The sequence below is a fragment of the Kitasatospora sp. NPDC056138 genome (genome assembly GCF_042264695.1).
Lineage (GTDB): Bacteria > Actinomycetota > Actinomycetes > Streptomycetales > Streptomycetaceae > Kitasatospora.
Genome location: NZ_JBHJVK010000005.1, coordinates 18,742 through 43,446 on the forward strand (window position 1 = coordinate 18,742; position 24,705 = coordinate 43,446).

19 protein-coding genes and 1 riboswitch are annotated in these 24,705 nt (G+C 74.9%); of the genes, 5 read left to right on the top strand and 14 right to left on the bottom strand.

All coding sequences use genetic code 11. The annotated features are described in order from the left end of the window. The first annotated feature begins 214 nt into the window (after window positions 1–214). Entirely contained in the window at window positions 215–2,284 is a 2,070-nt protein-coding gene (locus ACFC1R_RS05135; RefSeq protein WP_375932918.1) for a DHA2 family efflux MFS transporter permease subunit, read from the top strand. A gap of 60 nt (window positions 2,285–2,344) precedes the next feature. Here ACFC1R_RS05135 and ACFC1R_RS05140 read toward each other — a convergent pair whose 3' ends face one another. Next, the gene (locus ACFC1R_RS05140) at window positions 2,345–4,009 is read right to left on the bottom strand and encodes a carboxylesterase family protein (RefSeq protein WP_375932921.1); all 1,665 of its coding nucleotides are present in this window, start codon (window positions 4,007–4,009) and stop codon (window positions 2,345–2,347) included. Window positions 4,010–4,218: 209 nt separating this feature from the next. On the opposite strand from ACFC1R_RS05140, the gene ACFC1R_RS05145 reads away from it, so the two are divergent. Then, window positions 4,219–4,557 (top strand): antibiotic biosynthesis monooxygenase family protein, encoded by a 339-nt coding sequence (locus tag ACFC1R_RS05145; RefSeq protein WP_375932924.1) that lies wholly within the window; start codon window positions 4,219–4,221, stop codon window positions 4,555–4,557. A gap of 37 nt (window positions 4,558–4,594) precedes the next feature. Here ACFC1R_RS05145 and ACFC1R_RS05150 read toward each other — a convergent pair whose 3' ends face one another. The 6 genes from ACFC1R_RS05150 to ACFC1R_RS05175 all read right to left on the bottom strand — a co-directional run bounded on the left by ACFC1R_RS05150 (window position 4,595) and on the right by ACFC1R_RS05175 (window position 11,511). Next, on the bottom strand, window positions 4,595–5,437 hold the full coding sequence (locus ACFC1R_RS05150; RefSeq protein ID WP_375932927.1) for an ECF transporter S component: 843 nt from the start codon (window positions 5,435–5,437) through the stop codon (window positions 4,595–4,597). After that, entirely contained in the window at window positions 5,434–7,068 is a 1,635-nt protein-coding gene (locus ACFC1R_RS05155) for an ABC transporter ATP-binding protein (RefSeq protein WP_375932930.1), read from the bottom strand. Before ACFC1R_RS05155 ends, ACFC1R_RS05150 begins: the two co-directional genes overlap by 4 nt. Continuing rightward, the gene (locus ACFC1R_RS05160) at window positions 7,065–8,168 is read right to left on the bottom strand and encodes an energy-coupling factor transporter transmembrane component T (RefSeq protein WP_375932933.1); all 1,104 of its coding nucleotides are present in this window, start codon (window positions 8,166–8,168) and stop codon (window positions 7,065–7,067) included. Before ACFC1R_RS05160 ends, ACFC1R_RS05155 begins: the two co-directional genes overlap by 4 nt. A 33-nt stretch (window positions 8,169–8,201) precedes the next feature. Continuing rightward, window positions 8,202–8,858: an SCO2322 family protein gene (locus ACFC1R_RS05165; RefSeq protein WP_375932936.1), complete on the bottom strand. Its 657-nt coding sequence runs from the start codon at window positions 8,856–8,858 to the stop codon at window positions 8,202–8,204. Beyond that, window positions 8,855–10,375, bottom strand: a complete 1,521-nt coding sequence (locus ACFC1R_RS05170) for a prenyltransferase/squalene oxidase repeat-containing protein (RefSeq protein ID WP_375932939.1) — start codon at window positions 10,373–10,375, stop codon at window positions 8,855–8,857. The genes ACFC1R_RS05165 and ACFC1R_RS05170 overlap by 4 nt, the downstream gene beginning before the upstream one ends. A gap of 105 nt (window positions 10,376–10,480) precedes the next feature. Continuing rightward, window positions 10,481–10,584: riboswitch (cobalamin riboswitch) on the bottom strand. Window positions 10,585–10,878: 294 nt separating this feature from the next. After that, window positions 10,879–11,511, bottom strand: a complete 633-nt coding sequence (locus tag ACFC1R_RS05175) for a TetR family transcriptional regulator (RefSeq protein WP_375932942.1) — start codon at window positions 11,509–11,511, stop codon at window positions 10,879–10,881. 240 nt (window positions 11,512–11,751) lie between these two features. Between ACFC1R_RS05175 and ACFC1R_RS05180 the strand changes: the two genes are divergently transcribed. The 3 genes from ACFC1R_RS05180 (at window position 11,752) to ACFC1R_RS05190 (ending at window position 14,975) form a co-directional block, all read left to right on the top strand. Continuing rightward, window positions 11,752–13,077: a glycosyltransferase family 4 protein gene (locus ACFC1R_RS05180; protein ID WP_375932945.1), complete on the top strand. Its 1,326-nt coding sequence runs from the start codon at window positions 11,752–11,754 to the stop codon at window positions 13,075–13,077. A 108-nt stretch (window positions 13,078–13,185) separates the two neighbouring features. Further along, window positions 13,186–13,920, top strand: coding sequence for a class I SAM-dependent methyltransferase (locus ACFC1R_RS05185; protein WP_375932948.1), 735 nt, complete (start codon window positions 13,186–13,188; stop codon window positions 13,918–13,920). Beyond that, window positions 13,917–14,975, top strand: coding sequence for a prenyltransferase (locus tag ACFC1R_RS05190; protein WP_375932951.1), 1,059 nt, complete (start codon window positions 13,917–13,919; stop codon window positions 14,973–14,975). The genes ACFC1R_RS05185 and ACFC1R_RS05190 overlap by 4 nt, the downstream gene beginning before the upstream one ends. Window positions 14,976–15,120: 145 nt before the next feature. Here the strand turns inward: ACFC1R_RS05190 and ACFC1R_RS05195 are convergent, their stop codons facing one another. The 7 genes from ACFC1R_RS05195 to ACFC1R_RS05225 form a co-directional block, all read right to left on the bottom strand. Then, the gene (locus ACFC1R_RS05195) at window positions 15,121–16,233 is read right to left on the bottom strand and encodes a hypothetical protein (protein WP_375932954.1); all 1,113 of its coding nucleotides are present in this window, start codon (window positions 16,231–16,233) and stop codon (window positions 15,121–15,123) included. Window positions 16,234–16,410: 177 nt separating this feature from the next. Next, window positions 16,411–17,370, bottom strand: coding sequence for an N-acetylmuramoyl-L-alanine amidase (locus ACFC1R_RS05200; RefSeq protein ID WP_375932957.1), 960 nt, complete (start codon window positions 17,368–17,370; stop codon window positions 16,411–16,413). Window positions 17,371–17,377: 7 nt separating this feature from the next. Continuing rightward, window positions 17,378–18,910, bottom strand: coding sequence for a hypothetical protein (locus ACFC1R_RS05205; protein WP_375932960.1), 1,533 nt, complete (start codon window positions 18,908–18,910; stop codon window positions 17,378–17,380). Between the two features lie 222 nt (window positions 18,911–19,132). Next, a complete protein-coding gene (locus ACFC1R_RS05210) occupies window positions 19,133–19,813 on the bottom strand; it encodes a class I SAM-dependent methyltransferase (protein WP_375932963.1) in 681 nt (226 codons plus the stop codon). A gap of 518 nt (window positions 19,814–20,331) precedes the next feature. Beyond that, window positions 20,332–20,487: a hypothetical protein gene (locus ACFC1R_RS05215; RefSeq protein WP_197085124.1), complete on the bottom strand. Its 156-nt coding sequence runs from the start codon at window positions 20,485–20,487 to the stop codon at window positions 20,332–20,334. Between the two features lie 173 nt (window positions 20,488–20,660). Next, on the bottom strand, window positions 20,661–22,688 hold the full coding sequence (locus ACFC1R_RS05220) for an ATP-binding cassette domain-containing protein (RefSeq protein WP_375932967.1): 2,028 nt from the start codon (window positions 22,686–22,688) through the stop codon (window positions 20,661–20,663). 181 nt (window positions 22,689–22,869) lie between these two features. Continuing rightward, entirely contained in the window at window positions 22,870–24,621 is a 1,752-nt protein-coding gene (locus tag ACFC1R_RS05225) for an ATP-binding cassette domain-containing protein (protein WP_375932970.1), read from the bottom strand. Window positions 24,622–24,705: the final 84 nt, after the last annotated feature.

Sequence of the window (24,705 nt, forward strand, 5' to 3'; positions counted from 1 at the left end):
GATTATGCAGGAGCTAACGGGGAGTTGACAGAGTCGAGTGCCCGATCCCGGGGTAGTTGTCCGGTTCTGTGGCGGTCTGCGGTGCATGAACGATTCGCGGCGACCTGGTGGCGGCCGAGTGCGGACGGTGCCATCAAATGTGATGAATTCGGACAATACTGACATCATGGTGAGGCGGGACGATCATCAGCCCGGACCTCACCGAGGAGCTGACATGGCGAACCCGGCAGCCGCGTCCGACCGTGCCGGAACGGGCGGGGTCGGCCCCGCGCAGGTGGCGGTCCACAACCTCTGGGTACCCATCGGCGCACTGCTGCTGGCGATGCTGCTCGCGGCGCTCGACCAGACCATCGTCTCCACCGCGCTGCCCACCATCGTCAGCGACCTCGGTGGCCTCGAACACCTCTCCTGGGTGGTCACCGCCTACCTGCTCGCCTCCACCGCCGCCACCCCGCTCTGGGGCAAGCTCGGCGACATGTACGGCCGGAAGCGGCTCTTCCAGGCCTCGATCGTGATCTTCCTGATCGGCTCCGCACTCTGCGGACTCGCCCAGGACATGGGCGAGTTGATCGCCTTCCGGGCGCTGCAGGGCCTCGGCGGCGGCGGGTTGATCGTGCTCTCGCAGGCGATCGTCGGCGACCTCGTCCCACCCCGCGACCGGGGCAAGTACCAGGGCCTGTTCGGTGCGGTCTTCGGTGTCACCAGTGTGCTCGGACCCCTGCTCGGCGGGGTCTTCGTCGACAACCTCAGCTGGCGCTGGGTCTTCTACGTCAACCTGCCGGTCGGCGTCGTCGCGCTGGCCGTGATCGCCGCCGTGCTGCCCGGCGCCGGGGCGAAGCGCCGGCACACCATCGACTACCTGGGCACCTTCCTGATCGCCTCGGTCGCCACCTGCCTGGTGCTGATGACCTCGCTCGGCGGCACCACCTGGCCGTGGGGCTCCTGGCAGGTCATCGGCCTGGCCGCGCTCGGCGCGGTCCTGCTGGTGGCCTTCGTGGCCGTCGAGAACCGGGCCGCCGAGCCGGTCATCCCGATGCGGCTGTTCCGCTCCCGGACCTTCGGCCTGGTCGCGGTGATCTCCTTCGTGGTCGGCTTCGCGATGTTCGGCGCACTCACCTACCTGCCGACCTTCCTCCAGGTCGTCATGCAGGTCTCGCCGACGCTGTCCGGCATCCACATGCTGCCGATGGTCCTCGGCATGCTGCTCACCTCGGTCGGCTCGGGCCAGATCGTCTCCCGCACCGGCCACTACCGGATCTTCCCGATCGCCGGGACCGTGGTCACCGCCGTCGGCCTGGTCCTGCTCTCCCGCCTCACCGAGCACAGCAGTACCGCGGAGATGAGCCTCTACTTCCTGGTCTTCGGCCTCGGCCTCGGCCTGGTCATGCAGGTGCTGGTGCTGATCGTGCAGAACTCGGTCGGCTACGAGGACCTCGGGGTGGCCACCGGCGCCGCGACCTTCTTCCGCTCCATCGGCGCCTCCTTCGGCGTCTCCATCTTCGGCACCGTCTTCGCCTCCGGCCTCAACCACCGGATGCGGGACGCCCTGACCGGCCTCACCCTGCCGCCCGGCTTCAGGCCGGAGGACGTCACCGCCGACCCGCGCATCATCGCCACCCTGCCGGCCGCGGCCCGGGCCGCGGTCCACCACGCGTACGCCGAGTCGATCACCCGCGTCTTCCTGTACGCGGTACCGCTCGTGATCGTCGCCTTCGTGCTCTCGCTCTTCATCCGCGAGCACAGGCTCCGCAGCACGGTCACCGCCCCCGACCTTGGCGAGTGCATCGGCGTGAACCCCGTCGAACGCTCCTCGCTGGACGAGATCTCCCGCGCCCTGTCCGTACTCGGTTCCAGGGACGCCCGGCGCGACCTCTTCCGCCGGATCACCGCGGAGGCCGGACTCGATCTCAGGCCCGCCTCCAGCTGGCTGATCCTCGCCATGCACCGCCAGGGCCACGTCGAGCCGGCCGAACTGGCCGAGCGCCGGATCGTTCCGATCGACGTGGTCGAGGCGGCCGCCAGAGAGGTGGAGGGCCGCGGCCTCGCGGTCCGCAACGGACTGCCGCTGCGCCTCACCGAGCGCGGTGAGCAGGTCGCGCTGAAGCTGGTCGCCGCCAGGCGCTCCCAGCTGGCCGCGCTGATGGGCGACTACGACGAGAAGCGCTTCGGGGACCTGGCCGACCTGCTCAACCGCCTCAGCGGCCAACTGTGCAGCGACGACCGCGACCGCCCGGACCGCACCGCTCCCGAGCGCGTCCCGCACAGCGAGGGGCGCTCGTTCTGAGTGCCCCGCTGCCCGCCGCAGGTCGGCAGCGGGCGGCGGGGCAGGTGCGGCCGGCAGGGCTCAGACGGGGGCGGGCACCCAGCCGGCCCGGTCCCAGGCGCGCAGCTGGTCGGCCTTCGGGGTGGTGGCGAGGCGCGCGACCTCGGGGCCGCCGAGGACCAGGGTGCTCGCCGTGGCGGGGGAGAAGGCGGGCAGCGCGGGGGCGTTGGGACTGGCCGGGACGGAGCCGTGGGCGAAGGAGGAGACCAGGTCGATGAAGGTGTCCGAGACCAGGCGCTCCAGCGGGCCGTCGCCGAACTCGGCCGCGTTCTCCGGGATCGCGTTGGTGCCGAAGAGGAAGGGCGAGGTCGCCTCGTGCGGGGTCCCGAAGTAGGGGGCGCGCACCGGATGGGCGAACTCCATCCGGTACTGCGCGCTCGCGTTCTCGCGCGCCCGGCGCTCGGCGAGGCGCACGATCTGGTACCGGAACAGGCCGTCGCCGTAGATCTCGGTGAACAGGGACAGCGGGTCGGCGGCCCGGCCCTCGGCGACGGCGGCCGCGCGGTACGCGGTGATCAGCCGGTCCGGCAGCCCGCTCGGTACCTCGGCCGCGCCCTTGAGCAGGTAGTTCCGCACGGCCTCCGGCAACTCGGCGTCACTGGTGGGAAGTCGCATCGGGACGGGGGAGCCGGGGCCGGTGAAGAACGACCCCTCGGTGGCGGCGTTGACCGCCAGCACCGGCAGCCCCGGGTCCGGGAGCCCGTAGTCGTACCCGCGCATCCAGTGGCCGTCCACCACCGGTCCCCGGTACTCGCGCCCGCTGGCCTGGGCCCTGCTCTCCGGGGCTCCGGCGAACAGGGCGTCCCAGGTGTCGCGGAGCGTGGCCGCCGGGACGTCGCGCAGCCCGGCGACCGAGGTGCCCAGGCGGGCCGCCACCGAGGCGAAGGCGGTCCGGGAGTCCTCCGGGGTCAGCGCGGCCGCCGGGCTCCAGACGTGCGCCGCGCTGATCGGCACGATCCGGCGGATCACCGACCGCAGTTCCGGCAGCAGCGCCAGCTGCCAGGTGCTCGAACCGCCCGCCGAGGTCCCGGCCACCGTGATGTTCTCCGGATCGCCGCCGAACGCACGGGCGTTGCGGTACACCCAGCCGAGCAGCGCGGCCTGGTCCTGCAGGCCCCAGTTGGCGGCGAAGCCCGTACGGTGGTCGGCCAGGTCCTCGTGCAGGCCGAAACCGAAGATGCCGAGCCGGTAGTTGAAGGTGACCACGACGAGGTCGCCGCGCTCGGCGAGCGCGGCGCCGTCGTACGTGGGCATGCTGCCCGAACCCAGCATCCAGCCGCCGCCGTGGATGTAGACCAGCACGGGCCGGCTGCCGTCGGTGGACGGCGTCCAGACGTTGGCGTAGAGCGAGTCCTCGCTGCTGCCCGCGAGGACGGACTGGAGCGAGGGGGCGGCGAAGGCGGTGGCGTCCCGGACGCCGTCCCAGGGCCGGGGCGGGCGCGGTGAGGAGAACCGCAGCGGCCCGACGGGCGGCTGGGCGTAGGGGACACCGCGGAAGACGCCGAGGGCGCCAAGGTTCTCGCCGCGCACCCGGCCGGCGGTGGTGCGGGCCAGCGGAGCACCGGCCGTCGGGGCGGCGGAGCGGGTGGCGGCGCGGGCCGGAGCGGCGGCGGTGGCGGCTGCGGCTGCGCCGGCCGCGGTTCCGGCGAGGAACGTGCGTCGGCGCATGCCCTGGGGTCGTCGCATCACTGGCTCCTCGGCTGGTCCCGTGCCTGGGCGCGGTCGGTTTCGGCCGAGTCTGCGTTCGCCGCCGGGAGCGGTCCATCCGGTGGCCGGAACTCCGTCAGGTGCACGGCGCCCGGTGCCGTTGCGGTGGCGAACCGGAAGCGGAGGCTCCGTAGGCTGGGCGGGGGCGGCGTCCGGCCGTCCGTCGTGCCAGGTGTGAGAGGTGTCGCGTGGGTAGTGTCGTGAAGATCAATGTGCTGACGGTGCCGGAGGAGATGCGGGAGACGCTGGAGAAGCGGTTCGCCTCGCGCGCCGGAGCGGTGGAGAACTCGGACGGCTTCGAGTGGTTCGAGCTGCTGCGCCCGGTCGAGGGGACCGACAGCTACCTGGTCTACACCCGGTGGGCGAGCGAGGAGCACTTCAAGGCGTGGATGGAGGGCCCCATGCAGGCGGCACACCGTCAGGGCCCGCCGGCCGCGGAGGGCGGCGAGGCGCCGCAGCGCCCGGCGGCGTCCGGGTCCACGCTGTGGTCCTTCGAGGTGGTGCAGTCGGCCGGCCCGAAGGAGTAGCAGGTCGCGCGGTTCCCCGGGCCCCGGGGAACCGCGCTCAGCGGCGGAAGTCGACCGGGGCGGCGAAGGCGGCCCGGCGTCCGGCCCGGCGCAGCGCGCGCAGGACCGGGCGGCCCACGGTGAGGCAGAGGACGGCGGTCAGCGCGGCCCTGGGCAGGTCCCAGCCGAGGGACGTGGTGAGGCAGTAGACGAGGAAGCGGGGCAGGTTGGCGCTGAGCGGGTCACCGGGGACGAAGGCGATCGAGCTGCTCAGACCGCCGATGTAGGGCCAGCCCTGGAGGTTCATCACCGTCCCGTACGCGACGGCGGCGAGGCTGCCGTAGCCGGCGAGCAGGACGAGCTCGCGGCGCCCGCGCAGGGTGGCCGCCCCCGGCAGCACGCCGGCGCCGAGGCAGACCCAGCCCATGCTGAGCATCTGGAATGGCAGCCAGGGGCCGACCCCGCCGGTGAGCAGGGCGGACGCGAACATCGAGACCGAGCCGAGGACGAAGCCGAAGCCGGGTCCGAGCACCCGGCCCGCCAGCACCATCAGGAAGAACATCGGCTCCAGCCCCGCCGTGCCCGCCCCGAGCGGCCGCAGTGCGGCACCGGCGGCGGCCAGCACGCCGAGCAGGGCCACCGACTTGGCGTCCAGACCGCTCTCGCCGCCCTCTGCCGAGCGCCCCTCGGAGATCTGCGCGATCACCACGGCCAGCAGCAGCGGCATCAGCAGGGCGAACAGCCAGGGCGCGTCGGCGGAGTGACCGACCAGCGCGGAGGACCGGTCGGCGAGCAGCGGCCAGCCGAAGGCCGCGACGCCGACGGCCGAGATCAGCACGAGCAGGACGATCGATCGCCGGCCCAGCGGGACCGGCCGGGCCAGCGGTGCGTGCGCGGTCACGGGGTCTCCCCGGCGGCCAGCGCGGTGACCACCTGCGGGACGGTCAGCCAGGGAGCGGGAGTCAGGATCTTCGCGACCTGGGGGGCGAACGCGGGGGAGGAGACCACGACGTCGGGCGTCGGGCCGTCCGCGACGACCTCGCCCTCGGCCAGGATGACCGTGCGGTGGGCGAGTTCGGCGGCGAGTTCGACGTCGTGGGTGGCGAGCAGGACGGCGTGCGAGTCCGCTGCGAGGTCGCGCAGGATCTCCACCAGGCGTCCCTTGGCGGCGTAGTCCAGACCCCGGGTGGGCTCGTCCAGCAGGATCACGCCGGGGCGGGCGGTGAGCACCACGGCGAGCGCGAGGCTGAGCCGCTGGCCCTCGGAGAGGTCCCGGGGGTGGGCGCCGTCGTCGATGCCGGGGAGCAGCCGGGAGACCAGGGCGCGACAGGTGCCGGGCTCGGCGTCGGAGTCCCGGTCGGCGGCCGTGCACTCGGCGGCGACCGTCTCCGCGTACAGCAGGTCGCGCGGGTCCTGCGGGACCAGGCCGATCCGGCGGATCAGCTCCTTGGGCCGGGCCTGGTGCGGGGTCAGGTCGCCGACGCGGACCGAGCCGGAGGCGGGGCGGTGCAGGCCGACCAGGGCGCCGAGCAGGGTGGACTTCCCGGCTCCGTTGCGTCCCATCAGCGCGGTGATCTCGCCCGGGTGCAGATCGAGCCGGACGCCGCGCAGCGCGGGGACCGGCCCGCGCCGGACGGCGAGGCGGTCGACGACGGCGACGGCCCGGACGGGCGCGGAGGGGCCGGGCGCGGAGGGGACGGCGGCCGCAGGCGAACGGCCCTCCAGGCGGGCCCGCAGCGGGGCGGCCCTGCGCCGGGCGTCGCGGACCGAGAGCGGCAGCGGCGACCAGCCGACGGCGCGGCCGAGCGCGACCACCGGCGGGTGGACCGGGGAGTGGGCCATCACCTCGGCCGGTTCGCCCAGGACCGGCGGCTCGCCGCGCCCGGGGAGCAGCAGCACCTGGTCGGCGTACTGGACTACCCGCTCCAAGCGGTGCTCGGCCATCAGCACGGTGGTGCCGAGGTCGTGGACGAGCCGCTGGAGCACGGCCAGCACCTCCTCCGCCGCACCCGGGTCGAGTGCGGAGGTCGGCTCGTCCAGGACCAGCACCCTGGGGTGGGTGGTCAGCACCGAACCGATCGCGACCCGCTGCTGCTGGCCGCCGGAGAGCGAGTTGAGCGCCCGGCCCCGGAGTTCGGCCAGGCCCAGCAGGTCCAGGGTCTCCTCGACCCGGCGGCGCATCACGTCCGGGGCCAGGCCCAGCGACTCCATGCCGTAGGCGAGTTCGTCCTCGACGGTGTCGGTGACGAAGTGGGCGAGCGGGTCCTGGCCCACCGTGCCGACCACATCGGTGAGTTCGCGCGGACGGTGGGTGCGGGTGTCGCGCCCGTCCACGGTGACCCGGCCGTGCAGCACGCCGCCGGTGAAGTGCGGGACGAGTCCGCTGACGGTGCCCAGCAGGGTGGACTTCCCGGCGCCCGACGGCCCGACCAGCAGGCAGAGTTCGCCCTCGGGGACGGTGAGGTCGACGCCGCGCAGGGCCGGCTCCCCGGCGCCGTGGTACTGGACCGAGACCTGTTCGAAGGTGATCACGAGGAACTCCGGGGCGGGGTGGGTGCGGTGACGGCGGGCAGCAGGCCGACCAGTACGCAGAGGGCGGGCAGCAGGGGGAGCCTGGGCGCGGTGAGCGGGATCAGCGACGGGGTGAGGGCGCCCGGGTCACGGCCCGCCAGCCACACCATCAGCCCGGCGACCGCCATGCCCGAGCCGGCCACCGACCATTCGCGCAGCGCCCACGGATCGGGCCGGTAGCGGGTCCTGACGGCCCGTCGACTGCCGAGCGCGAGTCCGCCGGCCGCCGAGGCGAGACCGAGCAGCAGCAGCGGCAGGGCCCAGCCGGTGCCGTCCGCGCCGAGCAGCCCGTAGGCGGCCACGCAGACCCCGAGCAGGCCGAGCAGGGTGAGGGCGGCGGTCGTCCTGGCGACCCGCGGCGCGACGGCCGCGGTGCGGCCGAAGCCCCGGGTGTCCATGGCGGCGGCCAGGCTGACGGAACGCTCCAACGCGCTCTCCAGCACCGGCAGTCCGACCCCGAGGACGGCGCGCACGCCCCGGTCGGCTCCACCGCGCAGCCGGCGGGCCGCCCGCAGCCGCTGGACGTCGGCGACCAGGTTGGGCGCGAAGGTCATCGCCACCACCGCGGCCACCCCGGCCTCGTAGAGCGCGCCCGGCAGCGCGCGCAGCAGCCGGGCGGGGCTGGCGAGTGCGTTCGCGGCGCCGACGCAGACCAGCAGGGTGGCCAGCTTCAGGCCGTCGTACAGCGCGAAGAGCAGGGCCTCCGCCGTGACCCGGCCGCCGATCCGCACCCCCTGGGCCCAGTCCGGCAGCGGGAGCCGGGGCAGCGTGAGCAGCACATGGGTGCCGGGGACCGGTGAACCGAGCAGCAGCGCGAAGACCAGCCGGATGCCGAGCACCACCAGCCCGAGCCGCAGGAAGGTCCCGTACGAGCGCGACCAGGGCGCGTCGCCGCGCCGGGTGGCGACCACGTACCCCGCGACCGCGACGATCAGCAGGAGCAGCAGCGGGTTGGTGGTCCGGGAGGCCGCCGCGCCCAGCCCGAGCGCCCAGAGCCACCAGGCGCCGGGGTGCAGCTGGCGCGGGCCGACGGCCGGGCGGGTGGTACGGGGCTTGGGCACGGGGGAGTTCCTCGGGAAGGCTGACGGGCTCGGTCAGGTACGGCGGCGACGGGCCTGCCAGACGGCGCCGCCGGCCAGGGCGGCGATCAGGGCGCCGCCCGCGATCAGGCCGAGGGAGGGGCCGCCGCCGCGGTGCTCCGCGGTACCGGTCCTGGTGCTCCCGCCGTCCGCGACGGTGTCGCCGCAACCCTCGTGCGGGTAACCGGCGATGGCGCAGAGCAGGCCGTTGGTGTCGTAGCGCAGCGGGGGCGCGGCGACCGCGAGCACCTCGGCGGAGCTGGCCGTGGCCGGGACGGCGGCACACGCGGTGCGCGGCGCGGGCGGGGCCTCGGCCGACGGCGCGTCGGCGGCGGTGCCGAAGTCCAGCACCACGGCGACCCGCTTCCTGCCGGGCTGCGCCGGGGTCCCGGCGCAGATCGTGCCGAAGTCCCCGGCGGCGGTGGGGCGGGCGGCGTCCCGGCCGCCGTCCGGGCTGACCGCGAACCGCCAGCCGTCCACGCCGCCGTCCTGCGGGACGTGCACGGTCGGGCCCTGCTGCTGGTACGCCCAGGCGGAGCCGGACCACTTCCAGAACGACCAGTAGCGGTAGCCGGTGGCCTGCGCGGGCGCGGCACCGAGCAGCAGGGTGAGCGGGACGGCCAGTGCGGCGGCGAGCAGGGCCGCCGCCGCACGGCGCGGGACGAGGGTCACTTCTTCGGGTCGCCCTCGGACGTCTCGGCCTCGGGCTTCTCGCCCTCGGACTTCTCGCCCTCGGACTTCTCGGCCCCGGGCTTCTCGGCCCCGGGCTTCTCGGCCTCGGACTTCTCGGCCCCGGGCTTCTCGGCCTCGGGCTTCTCGGCCTCGGACGCCTCGGGCCGCTCGTCGGTGGCCGGGGCGTCGGGCGCGCTCCCGCTGCTCTGCTGGTGGGCGCCGCGACGACGGTTGAGGCTCAGCAGCAGACCACCGCCGATGCCGACCAGCAGGCCGATGCCGACCAGCCAGATCGGGGAGAAGCCGCTGTTGTCGTCGGCCTCGGTGATGCCGGAGCCGGGGGCCTTGGTGCCGTCGGGGTTCTCCGAGGCGGCGGACACGGCGGCGGTCGGCAGCTTCTTCGGGGCCGGGCCGGCGTTGACCAGCAGCTGCACCACGTTGGTGCCGCCGAAGTTGTACGGGTCCAGCTTGGCGGCCTGCGCCACCAGCAGCATCGAGGCGGCGGCGGAGGCGTCGGTGCCCGACTTGCCCTTGGCGGCCCAGTCGTAGCCGTTCCCGGCCAGCCAGTCGGCGGCGCTGGCGGCCTGCTGCGGGTGCCCGGCCTGGATCAGGCTGAGCACGGCCCACGCGGTGGCGGTGTAGTCCGGGGTGGGTGCGGCACCGGGCATGGTCTGCATCAGGTGCTGGCCGTTGGCGGCGAGCTGGGCGTTCAGGTACGCGGCGGCGGCCTCGGCGGAGTCCGCGCGCGGCACGGCCTTCTCGGTCGAACCGGCAGCGCAGGAGAGGGCCTTGGGTGCGCCCTCCGTCCGGTCGGTCGTGGTCACCGGCAGCCGGCCGCCCGCTGCGGCGAGTGCGGTCTGCGCGCTGGCCAGGCCGTTGGCGGCGAGAGTGCCGTCGGCGGCGGGCTGGTAGCCGAAGGCACCGCGCTGGTCGGCCGGGGCGTTGCAGCCGAGCTGGAAGCCGGCCAGGCCGTCGTACGCCGACTTGCCGTCCTTCGCCACGGTGGCGGGGTCGGTGCGGGTGGCGAGCAGTGCGCTGACGGCCAGTCCGGTGGAGTTGGCGTCACCCGGGTTGCCCGGGTTGAAGGACCAGGTGCCGTCCGAGTTCTGGCTGCTCCTGAGCCAGTCGACGCCCTTGCCGACGGCGTCCTGGTGCCCGCCGAGGGCGGAGAGCGCCTGGATCGCCATGGCGGTGGCGTTGCTGTCCTCGGTCTTGGGGTCGCAGGCGGTGGCGGTGGCGGCCCGGTAGGACGGCCAGCCGCCGTCGGCGCACTGCTGCCCGGTGAGCCAGTTCACGGCGGAGTCGGCCGGGACGACCTGTGCGCCCGCCAGTGCGGTGAGCGCCAGCGACTGGCGCCAGACGCCGTCGTACGTCGGGTCGCCCTTGCCGTACACCTCGGCGGGAGCGGCCGCGGGGGCGGGGGGCGGGGTGGTGTCGGCCAGTGCGGGAGCGGCGGCGGTACCGGCCAGCAGCAGGCCGGCCAGCGTGGTGGCGCCCAGGCGGGCGGCGGTCAGCATGACGGAGGGATTGCCTTTCGATGAGCGGTGCAGCGGCCCCTGTGGGCCGCCCGTATACCTCGACGGAGACCGGGCCGGAACCCGGCGTGGCCGCTCGCCCGCCCCGGGCGTTCCGGCTGCCCCGCCGTCGACCGGGCCGAACCGGTGGTTCGGCTGGTGCGGGCAGGGTCACGGTTGCGGGTCAGCGCCGGAGTCGCACCGGCTTTCCCCGGGGGAGGCGGATGAAGTTCTTTTCGCGCCCTCGACTCTATCCGGCCCGCCCGGCAGCCCGGTGCCGCCCGGAGTGGAACACGTATCAGTTCCGTGGGGCGCTCGGACGGGTGAACGGGGACGCGGAGACCGCGCGGAGCCGGGAGGCGCCCGCAGCCGGCCGGACCTCGGGCCACCCGTACCTCCCGGCCGCCCGGCGGGCAGTGCGCGGTGCGCGGTGATCCCGGCGGGAGCGGCGCCGACCGGTTCCCCCGGTTCATCCGCTCCCGGCACCGCCGCCGGACGCGCCGGGTTCAGTCCAGGGTGAGCAGCCGCGCGGCGGTGTGCAGGTCGGCGCGGACCTCGGCCGGCGAGGCCCGGCCGGACAGCCAGGCCAGCAGCGCGGCGTACCAGGTGTGGCCGATCACCCGCAGCGCCGCCTGCTGGGCGGCGGTGGGCTCCTCACCGAGCCGGGCGGCGGCCAGCACGATGGCCGAGGTCAGCGAGCTGACCTCGTCCACCTCCCGGCTCACCGAGCGGTCGGCGAAGGACAGCGCCCGGACCATCGCCTCCGCCAGCCGGGGCTCGCGGCCGAGCGCGTGGAACGCCTGGGTGAGTGTCTCGGCGACCCGGGCGGCCGGGTCCTCGCCGGCCGGCGGCCGGCGTCCGACCTGCTCGTGCAGACGTCCGAGCTGCTCCAGCATCACCGCGACCAGCAGGTGCACCTTGGACGGGAAGTAGCGGTACAGCGTGCCGAGCGCGACGTCCGCGCCCTCGGCGACCTCGCGCATCTGCACCGCCTCGTACCCGCCCCGGGCGGCCAGTGCGGTGGAGGCCCGCAGGATGCGCTGCCGGCGCTCGGCCTGACGCGGGGTGAGCTCGTCGCCCGGCAGGGTGGCGGCGGCGAGGGCGGCAGCGGTGGAGCTGCTGGTGGCGGCGGGGGTCAAGGCGGGCTCCTTATCGCCGCGGGCCCGCGGACCGGGCCTGCGGTCGCGGCACGCGGCCGGGCGGGGGCGCAGCGTGGCGTGAATCACCAACCCTGGATCCTGAGTGCAAGCTACGGGCCGGTATCTTCGAGGTCTCTCATTGTTCACTTGCCCAACGATGAGCTCCACACCACCATGAAACGTGATCTACTTTACCGCTGAGGCAGTCCGTGCCAGGGTGAGTAGGGATAGGGGCCCCGGATGACCGCGCTGCCGACCGCGCTGCCGAGACCGCTGCGGATCGCCCTGCTCTCCTACCGCGGTGACCCGTTCTGCGGCGGCCAGGGCGTCTACGTCCGGCACCTCTCCCGCGAGCTGGCCCGCCTCGGCCACCACGTCGACGTGATCGGCTCGCAGCCGTACCCGGTGCTGGACGAGGTCGAGGGCCCGGGATCGGTCCGCCTGGTGGAGCTGCCCAGCCTCGACCTGTACCGGGCCGACGACCCGTTCCGGACGCCCAAGCTCGCCGAGTACCGGGGCCCGGTGGACGTGCTGGAGGTCGCCGGCATGCGCACCGGCGGCTTCCCCGAGCCGCTCACCTTCTCCCTGCGGGCCCGCCGGTACCTGGCCGCCCACAAGGGCCGCTACGACGTGGTGCACGACAACCAGACCCTCGGCTACGGCCTGCTCGGCATCGCCAGGCACGGCTTCCCGCTGGTCACCACCATCCACCACCCCATCACCGTGGACCGGCAGTTGGAGCTGGACGCGGCGGCCACCAGGCTGCGGCGCCTCTCGCTGCGCCGCTGGTACGGCTTCACCCGGATGCAGCGCCGGGTCACCCAGCGGCTCGAAAACATCATCACCGTCTCCGGCAGCTCCAAGAGCGAGATAGCCGAGCACCTGGGCGCCGCGCCCGGGAACATCTCGGTGGTCCCGATCGGCGCGGACACCCGGCTCTGGTCGCCGGACGCGTCGGTTCCGGTGGTGCCGGGCCGGATCGTCGCGACCTCCAGCGCGGACGTCCCGCTGAAGGGCCTGATCCACCTCGTCGAGGCGCTGGCCAAGCTCAGGACCGAGCGCGAGGCGCACCTCGTGGTGGTCTGCAAGCGTCGCGAGGACGGCCCGGTGGCGGAGGCGGTCCGCCGGTTCGGCCTGGAGGAGCACATCGAGTTCCGCAGCGGGCTGACCGACCAGGAGCTGGTCGACCTCTACCGCTCGGCCGAGGTGGCCTGTGTGCCGTCGCTGTACGAGGGCTTCTCGCTGCCGGCCGCCGAGGCGATGGCCACCGGGACACCGCTGGTGGCGACCACCGGCGGCGCCATCCCCGAGGTCGCCGGACCCGACGGTGTCACCTGCCTGGCGGTGCCGCCCGGCGACGCGGGCGCACTGGCGGCGGCCCTCGGCCGGCTGCTGGACGACCCGCAGCTGCGCGCCGAGCTGGGCGCGGCCGGGCGGGAGCGAGTACTGGCCAACTTCACCTGGCAGCGCGCCGCCGAGTTGACCGCCGACCGCTACCGGGCGGCCATCGCCACCGGAGCCGGCCGGCGGGCCCGCTCCGGCGACGGCTGGCGCTACGTGGCCTGACCCGTCGGAGTCCTGACCCTCCCCGACGGGTCGTCAACTTGCAGTAGGGGAACGGATCCCGGGGTCGGCCCCGGGATCGAGTACAGCAGCAATGAATGGGAGCCCGCAGTGCTGACCGTCGATTTCTCCCGCTTCCCGCTCGCCCCCGGCGACCGGGTGCTCGACCTGGGCTGCGGCGGGGGCCGACACGCGTTCGAGTGCTACCGGCGCGGTGCCAACGTCGTCGCCCTGGACCAGAACGGCGAGGAGATCGCCGAGGTGCGCAAGTGGTTCGCGGCGATGGAGCAGGCCGGTGAGGCTCCGGCGGGCGCCTCGGCGGTCGCGATGGAGGGCAACGCGCTGGCGCTGCCCTTCGACGACGACACCTTCGACCGGATCATCATCTCCGAGGTGATGGAGCACATACCCGACGACAAGGGCGTGCTCGCCGAGATGGTCCGGGTGCTGAAGCCGGGCGGGCTGCTCGCCGTCACCGTGCCGCGCTACCTGCCCGAGAAGATCTGCTGGGCGCTCTCCGACGAGTACCACGAGGTCGAGGGCGGCCACATCCGGATCTACCGGGGGGACGAACTGGTCGAGAAGGTCCGGGAGTCCGGCCTCACCCCCTACGGCACCCACCACGCGCACGCGCTGCACTCGCCGTACTGGTGGATCAAGTGCGCGGTCGGCGTCAACAACGACAAGGCGCTGCCGGTCAAGGCGTACCACCAGCTCCTGGTCTGGGACATCGTCGGCACCCCTGTCATCAGCACGCTCACCAAGGCCGCCGAGAAGGCGCTCAATCCCGTGATCGGCAAGAGCTTCGTCGTGTACGCCTCCAAGCCGCACCGGGCAGCCGAGTGACCGCCGCCGTTCCGGAGGCCCTGCTGCTGGACGGCGTGCTGGACGCCGAGCAGGCCGCCGCGACCGTGCGCTCCATCCTCGCCGACCAGCAGCCGGACGGTGCCATCCCGTGGTTCCGGGGCGGTCACCTCGACCCGTGGGACCACACCGAGGCCGCGATGGCCCTCGACACCGCGGGCGAGCACGCCGCCGCCGAGGCCGCCTACCGCTGGCTGGCCGAGCAGCAGAACCCCGACGGCTCCTGGTACGCCGCCTACACCGAGGGCGAGGTGACCAACACGTCGAAGGAGACCAACTTCTGCGCGTACATCGCCGTCGGTGCCTGGCACCACCACCTCAGCACCGGTGACGACGCCTTCCTGGAATGGCTCTGGCCCGTCGTCCGCCGCGCCCTCGACTTCACCGTCGCACTGCGGCTGCCCGACGGCCCGATCGCCTGGCGCCTCGACGAGGACGGCACCGCGCCGCAGGAGGCGCTGCTCACCGGCTCGTCCAGCATCCTGCACGCGCTGCGCTGCGGACTCGCGGTCGCCGACTACCTCGAAGAGCCGCAGCCCGACTGGGAGTTGGCAGCCGGACGGCTGCGCCACGCGATCGCCGAGCACCCCGAGCGGTTCCTCGACAAGGACCGCTACTCGATGGACTGGTACTACCCCGTCCTCGGTACCGCGCTGCGCGGCACCGCCGCCGCGCAGCGGATCGAGCGCGACTGGGACCGCTTCGTGGTGCCCGGCCTGGGTGTGCGCTGCGTCAGTGACCGGCCCTGGGTGACCGGCGGCGAGAGCGCCGAACTCGCCCTCGCCCTCTGGGCGGTGGGACAGTCCGACCGTGCGGTGGAGATCCTCCGCTGGATCCAGCACCTGCGGCACACCGACGGCTCCTACTGGACCGGCTACGTCTTCGAGGACGACGCCGTCTGGCCCGAGGAGCGCACCACCTGGACCGCGGGCGCACTCCTGCTGGCCGTCGCCGCACTCGGCGGCGACCACGCCACGGTGGCGGTCTTCGGCGGTGAGCAGCTGCCCAGCGGACTGGTCGTCAACGACTGCTGCTGAAGGACGACTGCTGCCGAAGCCGTCAGGCGCGTTCCCGGAGTGTCCGGCCGGCTCGCGGAGAGCACGACGGCTGGAGGAGAGCACGACGGCCTGCGGCCGCCGGAGAGGGTTTCCGGCGGCCGCAGGCCGTTGGTGTTGCGTCGGGTCAGCCGCGCTGGATGTCCGAGACGTCGCTCAGCAGCCCGTGGGTGCCGCTCGGCAGCTGGGCGACCAGAGCGGTGCCGCGCTGCTCGACGGCCAGGTACCAGGTGCCCGGGACGAGCTCGCCGACCGGCGGGCCCGCCGGGCTGTCCTTCGGGGTGACCTGACGGGTGACCGGGACGGCGAACCAGAACGGCGCGAAGTCGGCCGCCGGGGCGGGCGCGGGTACGGCCGCCGGGGCCGGGCTCGGCGCGGGGGCGGCGGCCTGCTCGGTCTGCGGCTGGGCGGCCGCCGGAGCCGGGTAGCCGTAGCTGCCCTGCGGCCGCGCGCCGTACGGCGAGTCGTTCTGCGGGACGCCACCGAGCTCGGCGGTCGCCGGGGCGGGGTAGCCGTAGGGGCTGGGCTGACCGGGCTGGCCGGCGTGAGCCTGCTGAGCCGGCTGCCCCTGCTGGCCGGGGTAGCCGTACTGGTCGGGCTGGCCCGTCTGGCCCGTCTGGCCGTACGGCTCCTGCTGACCGGGCTGACCGGGCTGACCGTACGGCTCCTGCTGGCCGGGCTGGCCGCCGCCGGCCGGCTGGTACCCGGCGTAGCCCTGCGGAGTCGCGGGCTTCTCGGGCATCAGCGGCCCCTGCAGCGCGGGCACCAGCGGGGCGCCCGCAGCCGCGCCGGCCAGCACCACGAGCGCGAGCAGTGCGAGCCAGGCACCGAAGCCACTGCTGGTGCCGGTGGTGACGGTGATGCCGCCCAGGCCCGTGCTGGAGGTGTCGGCGGGGCCGCCCGCGAGCGACCACAGGCCGGACCAGAGCGCGGCGACCGCGAGTGCGATGCCCCACTGGTCCAGTCGCAGGCCGAGCACCTGGCGGGTGGCCGCGGCCTGGCCCTGGAAGCGCTGGAGCAGGATCAGCACGGCGGCGACGATGCCGAGCAGGAAGACCGAGGGGAGCACCGGGAAGAGTGCGGTCGACCAGGCGCTCACCGAGGCCGAGTGGCACTGCTGACCGCCCTTCGGGCCGGAGCAGAGACTCGAGCTGCGGTACGGCAGGAAGGAGGCGATGAGCAGGAGGAAGGCCGCACCTGCGACGGCGGCGTCTCCTCTGGTGAGAGCGCGCAGATTCACTAACGTTCCCCTCGTCGGCGTGTCGTGGACGGCGGTTGGATGGTCGGTCGACCGGCCGGGCGGGATGCCCGAACCGGGCAAAAGCCTAGGGCCAAGCTGTTCACAACGGCACAGCACCCTCCGGAACCGCCCCGAATCCTCGCAGATCGTCGGAGTCGGGCGCGGTCCGAGGAGGATTCAGCCGGCGGGGTCGGTGAGGTAGGCGGTCAGCGCGTCGGCGATGCCCTGGGCGGCGAGTTGGCGCCACTGGGGGTCGCTCATCCGCTGGGCGTCCCCGGCGTTGCGCATGTTGCCGCACTCGATGAACACCTTGGGCACCTTGGAGAGGTTGAGCCCGCCCAGGTCGCTACGGGTGTCGAGGCCCTGTTCGCCGATGTAGTCCGCGTACGGCTCGCCGGTCGCGGCCTTGAAGGTGTCCCGCAGCGTCACGCCGAGGCGGTGCGAGGGCTCGACGATCGCCGAGGTGTCCGCGATGCCCGCGGTCACCTTGGCGGGCAGGATCACGTGGAAGCCGCTGACGGAGGCCGGTGCGCCGTCGCCGTGCACCGAGACGACGGCGTCCGCGTGTGCGGCGTTCCCGATCTCGGCGCGCTCGTCGATGCACGGACCGTACGCGCGGTCGCCGTCCTGGGTGAGCACCACCTTCGCCCCCCGGGCCTGGAGGATCGCCCGGGCCCGGTGCGACACGTCCAGGGTGTAGGCGGCCTCGCTGTAGCCGGCGTCGGTCTCGGTACCGGTGGTGTCGCACTCCTTGCGCGCGTTGCCGATGTCGACCAGCCGGTTGATCTCGGTGGTGTGGTCGGCGTTGGCGGAGTTGTGCCCGGGGTCGAGCACCACCGTCCGGCCCGCCAGCGCGCCGGCGCCGGACGCCGGTGCCGAGGCGGACGGGCTCGTGCCCGTGCTCGGGCTGCCGCTCGGGCCGGCGCCCGGAACCGGGGCCTCGGCGGCGCCGGGTGCGGTGCTCGCCGCGGACGGGTCAGAGGACGGACTGGCGGCTGCGGGGGAGGTGCCACCGGCCAGCGCCTGCCAGCCGAGCCAGCCGGCGAAGCAGAGCGGCACGGCGGCGCAGCCGAGCACGGTCAGTCGGAATCGAGTGGAGCGGCGGGGGGCGGGGCGCTCATCGGTGGTGCCGTTCACGAGTGGTTCAGATCCTGTCCCAGGTGCGCGACGGCAGGTCGTACACGCCTGCCATGGAGTTCCACTTGGCGACGAAGTCCTTCTTCGTCTGCGTGGCCTGCGGGTTGAGGTCGTTGGCCCGCTTGAGGTCGTCGGTGTCGGGCGCGGCGCCGTTGGTGCAGCCGCGGCTGCCCACGGTACGCGCCCAGGCCGCGTACGCACGGTCGATGTCACCGGACTGCTGCCAGGCGCTGCGCAGTGTCTGCGCCGCGTCCGCACCGCCCGGCAGCTGGCCGAGGTCCAGCTTCGCCAGGTCGGCTATCAGCTGGTCGCGCTGGGCGGCCCCGGTCTCGAAGACCTGGACGGCGCCGTCGATCCCGGACTTCGCCGGGCAGCTGTTCACCATCGCCACCGCGTTGCCGATCGGTGCCTTCGCGTTCTCGCCGCGGCTGAGCAGATCGTCCAGCGACTTCGCCTGGGCGGCCGCGTTCGGTCCCGCGCCGTCGCTCGGCGAGGCGCTCGGGGAACCGCTCGGCGGGGCACCGGGCGGCGCGGAGCCGGTGCCGCCCGGCGCGGGCGGGGCGGCGGCCGGGGCCGAGGCGGCCGGAGACTGCTGTGCCTGCTCCTTCGAGCCGCTGCCGGAGTCCGTGAGCAGCCACACCGCGCTGACGCCGACCACGAGCGCCAGCACCACGCCGACCGCCACGAACAGCGGTTTACGGCTGCGCGGCCGCTCTTCCTCGTACGGGGCGAGCTCCTCGTACTCGGTGGGACGGGGGTAGCCGGGGCCGGGCACGGGGCCGGACAGGGGCGGGAAGGCGGACCGGGCCGGTGGGGCCGACAGGGACGGCGGGAATCCCGGCGGCCCGGGCGGGGCGCCGTAGCCGGCGGGCGGAGCCGTGGCGGCCAGGTACGGGCGGGCGCCGAGCGGTGGGCCTTCGTCTCCGACGGCTCCGATCCCGGGTTGCACGTCGGGCTGCACACCGGGCGGGACGCCGGGTTGCAGGCCGGGCGGCGCGCCGAAGGGGGTGGCGGGGGCCGGCGACGGGATCGGCGGGAGCATCGCGGTCGGCGCGTCCTGCGGCGCGGCGGACGGAGTGGCGGGCGGAGTGGCGGGCGGAGTGGCGGGCGGAGTGGCGGGCGGAGCGCCGAAGGGGGTGGCGGGCGGCAGCGGCGGGATCGGCGGGAGCATCGCGGTCGGCGCGTCCTGCGGCGCGGCGAAGCCGTACGGGGCCGGGGACGGTGTGCCCGACGGGGGCTGCGGTGCACCGCCCGGTTGGGGCTGGTGGGGCTGGTGGGGCTGGGCACCGTTCCGGTCCCGGCCGCCGGGCTGGAGCGGTGCGCCCTGCGGGAAGGGTGCGCCCTGCGGCGGCGGGAAGCCGTACGGGGTCGGGAAGGCCGCCCCCGGGGCCTGCGGATGCCCCGGGGCGCCCTGCGGAGGGCCGGACGGGGCCGGGCCACCGGGCCGGTCCTGGGCCGGTTTGCGGCGCACCCAACCGCCGGCCCCGCCGCGTGCGGTGGGATCCCAGACCGCCGGAGCGGTGTCGTCCTGGTCGGTCATGCCTGGCCCTCGCCCCGCAGTCGTGTCGAACTCGCCCACCCGGTCCGGGTGTTCGCCGACACCGTACCTGCCCTGTCGGAACGGCGGTACGGCGGTGCGGCGGCACGGGGCGCTCGCGGGGTGGCGCGGTACTGTTCTGCGCTGCCGCAGAACGGCGGTCTGAGGGAAGACGTTAGAGCATGGGTGATCGTGCCCGCAGGAGGCCCGCGAGCTCCGGTGCGGTCAGATTCCCGCGCCGTCCCCGGTGCGGTTGCCGCCGCGCCGCAGCACCCGCAGCGAACCGGTGACCGACACCTCCTCGAAGCCCTCCGCCAGCGCTCGCAGGTAGACCCGGTACGGGGCCTGGCCGCCGTCGGCCGGGTCGGGGAAGACGTCGTGGATCACCAGCAGGCCGTCCTCCGCGAGGTGCGGCACCCAGCCCTCGTAGTCGCCGGTCGCGTGCTCGTCGGTGTGACCGCCGTCGATGAAGACCAGCGCCAGCCGGCCGCCCCAGACGGCGGCGACCTGCGGGGACCGCCCGACCAGGGCGATCACGTGGTCCTCCAGGCCGGCCTGGTGGAGCGTCCGACGGAAGCGGGGCAGCGTGTCCATCCGCCCGACCTCGGGGTCGACCAGGGTCGGGTCGTGGTACTCCCAGCCCGGCTGCTGCTCCTCCGAGCCCCGGTGGTGGTCCACCGTCAGCGCCACCGTGCCGGCCGTCCGCGCGGCATCGGCCAGCAGGATCGCCGAGCGCCCGCAGTACGTGCCGATCTCCAGCAGCGGCAGTCCGCCGGTCAGCCGCGCCGCCCCGACCGCCGCCGCGTACAGCGCCAGGCCCTCGTCGACCGGCATGAACCCGGTCGCCGCCTCGAACGCCGCCAGCACCTCGGGCGCCGGACGGGTGCTCTCCCGGAGATCGGTCATGCTGCTGCTCCCTGAGGTCGTGGTCCTGATCGCTGGACCCTACTCGACGGTAGTCCGCCCCCGGCAGCCCGGGGCCGGACCGGCGGTCCCGGGACCGGCTCGGCCCGGAGCGGCAGCCCGATGGCCGGGGCGCTGCGGCGGCGCAGCCCGTACCGGCCGAGGGAGGTGTCAAACGCGCGGATCGTCATCCGGATCGTGTCCGCCGGCGCGGTGCCCGCGGCAGTGCCGACCCGGTCGGTGAGTGGGTGCAGCGTGGGAGCGTCGGAACGGCTCGGCACGCCGGGCTCCGTGGGCTTGGTGGGCACCGTGCGCAGGTGCGGGCGCGGGCGGGCGCGGGCGCGGAACGGGTCGTGGTGAGGGGGCAGGCGCCGGCCGGGCCGGCCCTGCTGCTCGGTCATACCCCGGGTGAGGGGCTCCGAGTGTCGGAACGTCGAGTGGTGGGGCCGGAACGAGGGCGACCGAGGGGTCCGGATCGGAGCCCCTCGGTCGATGGCCTTCGTGGTACGCGGGCCGAGCGCTCAGCGGCGGTGGCGGCCGTGCGGGTTGGCGTCGGTGGTGTCGTCGGACGCGGTCAGGCCCCGGTGGCGCCCGTGCGCGGTGTCCTCGGCCGTGGCCTCGTCGGCGCCGGGCGCGGTGCTGTCGTGCTCGGTGGTGTCGGTGAGGGTTTCGGACATCAGGTTCGTCTTCTCCGTGCGAGGGTGCTGGTCTGTGGTGCCGCGTGGCACCGGTCGGATCCGGTCGGGGTGCCCACCACCGGTGGCGCGATGCGCCGGTACCGGTAGCGCGACCCCGAGCCTGTACGGGGCCACCCTATCGGCCGACTCGGACGCCGACGCAGTGAGAAACCCTAAGGTCTCGGCAGGGTCGACGCGGTTCCCGACGCTCGCGGTTCCGGCACCGGGCCACCGGACGCCACGCCGCCGTGGGTGCCGCGCGGGGCCGATCCCAGCCAGTGGCCGACCAGTTCGCGGTAGAGCGGGGACAGCACCTGCAGGTCGCCGTGGCGCGCGACCACCCCCTGGCCGGAGTCCAGCAGGAGCACCCGGTCGGAGCGCAGGGCGGAGCCGATCCGGTGCGCGATCACCACGAGGGTTCCGGGCCGGGCGGCGAACGCCTCCTCCACCCGGGCCTCGGCGGACGCGTCCAGATGACAGGTCGCCTCGTCCAGCACCACCACCGGCGCCGCGGACAGGTACGTCCGCACCAGGGCGATCAGCTGGCGCTCGCCGGCGGACAGCACGGACGGATCGCCCAGCACACCGTCCGCTCCGCCGAGTCCGGCGATCAGCTCGTCCGCACCCAGCAGTGCCACGGCGCGGCCGACTTGGGCCGCACTCGCCTCCGGGCGCAACCAGCAGAGATTCTCCCGGACCGTACCGGCGAACACGTACGCCTCCTGCGGGACCAGCGCCAGCCGGCGCGCGCGCCGGGGGCCGGGCAGCAGGTGCGGCTGCACGCCGTCCACCCGTACCTCGCCGCGCTGCGGCGGGAGCAGGCCGGCCAGCAGCGCCGCGAGGGTCGACTTGCCCGCACCGCTCGGACCGACCACGGCCAGATGCTCACCGGGCGTCAGCGTCAGGTCCACGCCGGCGAGTACGGGCTGCGCCGCCAGGCCGTGTGCGTGGTGCAGCCCGGTGACCCGGACGGCGGGAACGTCCGGACGTCGCACCGGGGGCCGCAGGATGAGGGGCTGGGCGAGGGACGGGCGCGGCCTCGGGTGGAGGGAGACGGTCGGGACTTCGGCGGCGCCGTCGGCGGGGTGGCCGGGCGGGGCTCCGGCAGGCGTTGTGGGCGGTGTCCCAGGGGGACGGGCGAGGTGGGGTCCGGTCGAGTGTTCGGCGCGGCCGGCGGTCGGCGCCTCGCGCGCTGGTCCGGGCGGGGCGGGGATCTCGGCCAGGCGGCCGAGTACCACGGCCAGTTCGAGCACCCAGCCGCCCAGCATCCCCGACAGCGTCCGCACCGCGGGCTCCAGCTGCTGGATCAGGTAGGAGGTCACACCCAGCACCTGTCCGGCCGTCAGCCACTGGTGCCGCACCAGCCAGGGGGCTGCCGCCACCACCGCGAGAACGGGCAGCCGTCCGCCGAGAGCGACGGTCAGTGAGCGCAGTGCGGCCGCCCGCCCCAGTGCCCGGACCGCGGCTCCCTGCGCGGCCACGGTCGCGCCGACCGCCGAAGCCACCCGCTGCCGGGAGCCGCAGGCGGTGACGTCGCGCAGACCGGCGAAGGCGAGCCCGGCCTCGGCGGACACCCGTTCGTCCGCGAGCACCACCGCCCGGCGGCGCTCCACCAGCGGGCCGAGCAGGCGGGCGAAGAGCAGGCCGCCGAGCAGCAGCGGCGGCAGGACCAGCGGGAGCGTCACCGGGGCCAGCAGTGTCAGTCCGAGGACGGCGGCCACCAGCGTGACTCCGACGCCGCGCAGGGTGCGCAGCAGGGTGGCCGTCAACTGGCGTGCGGATTCGACCTGTTCGGTCAGTCGGGCGACCTCGGCCGAACCGCCCTCGGCTGGGCCGCCGCCGGCGTGACTGCCGGTGCGCCGGTCGAGTGCGCCGTGCACCACCCGGGCGACCAGGGCGTCCCGCAGCGGCTCCACCACGGCGGCCACCTGGGGGAACGCCGCCCGCGCCGCATACGCCCGGACCCCGGAGGCCACCCCGAGGGCAGCCAGCCAGCAGAAGCCGACACCCGGGCGGCCCGCCAGGAAACCCTGGTCGACGGCGGCCGAGACCAGGATCCCGGAGAGCAGCGCGGGCAGTGCCTCCACCCCGGACCACGCCAGCACCCGGAGCAGCGGTCCGCGCGAACCGGAGAGCTCGCCGACCAGCAAGTCCCAGCCCGGCCTGGACTGCCGACGCCGATCGCGATGGCGTCCGTTCATCGGTCTCCCGTCTTCAAGCGGTCTGGACACCCGATCGGGCGTGCGTGCGTGCGAATGAGCGGGGATCTGCCGGGGGTGTGGCCGACGGTGTGCCCGGGTTCGGTGGTTCGGTGTCTCAGCACGGATGTTGCGGAGTCGAGAGTGCGGAGTCCCCTCGCGCCGTCGGCTCCCGCGCGGTCGGTCAACCGCCGAGGGCGCTCCCGGCCAGCGCCGCGCGGTAGTCGGGATGGGCGAGCAGATCGGCGTGCGGGGCGAGGGCCCGGAGGCGTCCGCCGTCGAGCCAGGCGACCAGGTCGGCGCGGGCCGCCGCCTCGGCGCGGTGGGCCACCAGCAGCCGGGTGCACCCCCGAGTGGACTCGTTCAGTGCCAGGGTCACCTGGTGCTCGGTCGCCAGGTCGAGGCTGGAGGTGGCGTCGTCGAGCACCACCACGCGCGGGCGCTGCGCCAGCAGCCGGGCCAGGCCGAGCCGTTGCAGCTCGCCGCCGGAGATCCGCAGCTCGCCGAGCGGAGTGTCGTACCAGTGCGGGAGCCGTCCGAGGAACCCGTCCGCCCGAGCCGCTCGGGTCTCCGGCACCCCGGCCCCCTCCAGGGCCTCGCCGATCGTGGCGCCGACCAGGACCGGCCGCTCGAACGCGTACCCGATCGCCCTTCGGAGTTCGGGGTCGCTCAGCTCGGCCACGGGCACGCCGTCGATCAGGACGCGCCCGGAGTCGGGTTCGCGGAGCCGTCCGGCCAGCGCCGTCAGCAGGGACTTGCCCGCGCCGGACCGGCCGACCAGGGCGACCGTACTGCCGCCGGGCACGGTCAGGTCGACCGGTCCGAGCAGGACTCGGGAGCCGTCCCGGACCACGACCGCGCAGAAGCTCACCTCGCCCGGACCGTCCGGCAGCCGGCGGGAGCCGCAGCCGGGCGCGGGCAGGGCGAGGACCTCGTCGACGCGGGACCGGCCGGCCCGGGCGTGGGCGATGCCGACCAGCGCCTCCACCTGTTCGAAGAAGCCGAGTCCCAGTGCGGCCCACCCGGCGGCTGCCGCCAGCGCACCGGGCGGCAGCGCACCGGCGGCCACCTGCCAGCCGGCGGTGCCCAGCACGGCCAGTTCCACCACCGTCACCAGCAGGGTCGCCTGCCACACCGTACGGCGCTGCGCCGACCACAACGCGTGCCCGGCGGCGGAGAGTTCGGGCAGTGGTGCGAGTATCCGGCCGGCCTCGCGCTGCTCCGCCCCGGCGGCGTGGATGCTCCGCAGCCCGGCCAGCGCGCCGGTGAGCCGCCCGGCCAGCTCGGCCTGTACTTCCTGGTAGCGGGTGAAGACCTGTCCGGCCGTACGCAGGAAGAGCCTGATCAGCACGGTGCCGGGCAGGACTCCGGCGAAGAAGGCCAGCGCCAGCCAGGGGGAGAGCAGCCCGAGTCCGAGGACGGCGCCGAGCGAGGTCAGCAGGGCGGTGACGGCGCCCAGCCGGGATGGCAGGGCGCCCCCGGCGTCGGCGGCCGAACCCACCAGCCGGGCGGTCAGATCTCCGCCGGTCAGCCCGGGGGCGCCGGGGCCGAGCGCGAGGACGTGCCGCAGCATCCGGGTGCGCAGGGCGACCGTCGCGTCGGCGGTGCAGGCCGGTCCGGCGGCGGCGGCCACGGCTCCGGCACCCGCGCCGATCAGCAGGACCGCGCCGAGTGGCAGCAGCGCGCCGAGTGGCAGCAGCGCGCCGAGTGGCAGCAGCGCGCCGACCGGGATCGCGGCGCCGCCGGCCGGGTGCCCGGCGAGGACGGCGTCCACGGCGGCGGCCACCGCACCGGGCAGCGCGAGGGTCGCGGCCGCCTCGACGGGGACGGCCACGGCGAGCGCCAGGGTCCAGCCGCGCAGTGGAAGGCCGTGCGGTGGACGGCTGCGCGAGGGAAGGCTGCGCGAGGGAAGGCTGCGCGCTGGTCGGTCGGGCACTGTGCAACCTCCCTGTGGTGAACGGCGGTTGGCCGGTCGATCGGTGCGGGAGGGCCGCGTCGCACCCCCTGGCCGGGGTGCGAC

Excerpts from the sequence above, each read along its gene's own strand:
- ACFC1R_RS05180 (WP_375932945.1), top strand. The coding sequence starts at position 11,752 with ATGACCGCGCTGCCGACCGCGCTGCCGAGACCGCTGCGGATCGCCCTG.
- ACFC1R_RS05135 (WP_375932918.1), top strand. The coding sequence starts at position 215 with ATGGCGAACCCGGCAGCCGCGTCCGACCGTGCCGGAACGGGCGGGGTC.
- ACFC1R_RS05205 (WP_375932960.1), bottom strand. The coding sequence starts at position 18,910 with ATGACCGACCAGGACGACACCGCTCCGGCGGTCTGGGATCCCACCGCA.
- ACFC1R_RS05215 (WP_197085124.1), bottom strand. The coding sequence starts at position 20,487 with ATGTCCGAAACCCTCACCGACACCACCGAGCACGACAGCACCGCGCCC.
- ACFC1R_RS05210 (WP_375932963.1), bottom strand. The coding sequence starts at position 19,813 with ATGACCGATCTCCGGGAGAGCACCCGTCCGGCGCCCGAGGTGCTGGCG.
- ACFC1R_RS05220 (WP_375932967.1), bottom strand. The coding sequence starts at position 22,688 with ATGAACGGACGCCATCGCGATCGGCGTCGGCAGTCCAGGCCGGGCTGG.
- ACFC1R_RS05170 (WP_375932939.1), bottom strand. The coding sequence starts at position 10,375 with ATGCTGACCGCCGCCCGCCTGGGCGCCACCACGCTGGCCGGCCTGCTG.
- ACFC1R_RS05140 (WP_375932921.1), bottom strand. The coding sequence starts at position 4,009 with ATGCGACGACCCCAGGGCATGCGCCGACGCACGTTCCTCGCCGGAACC.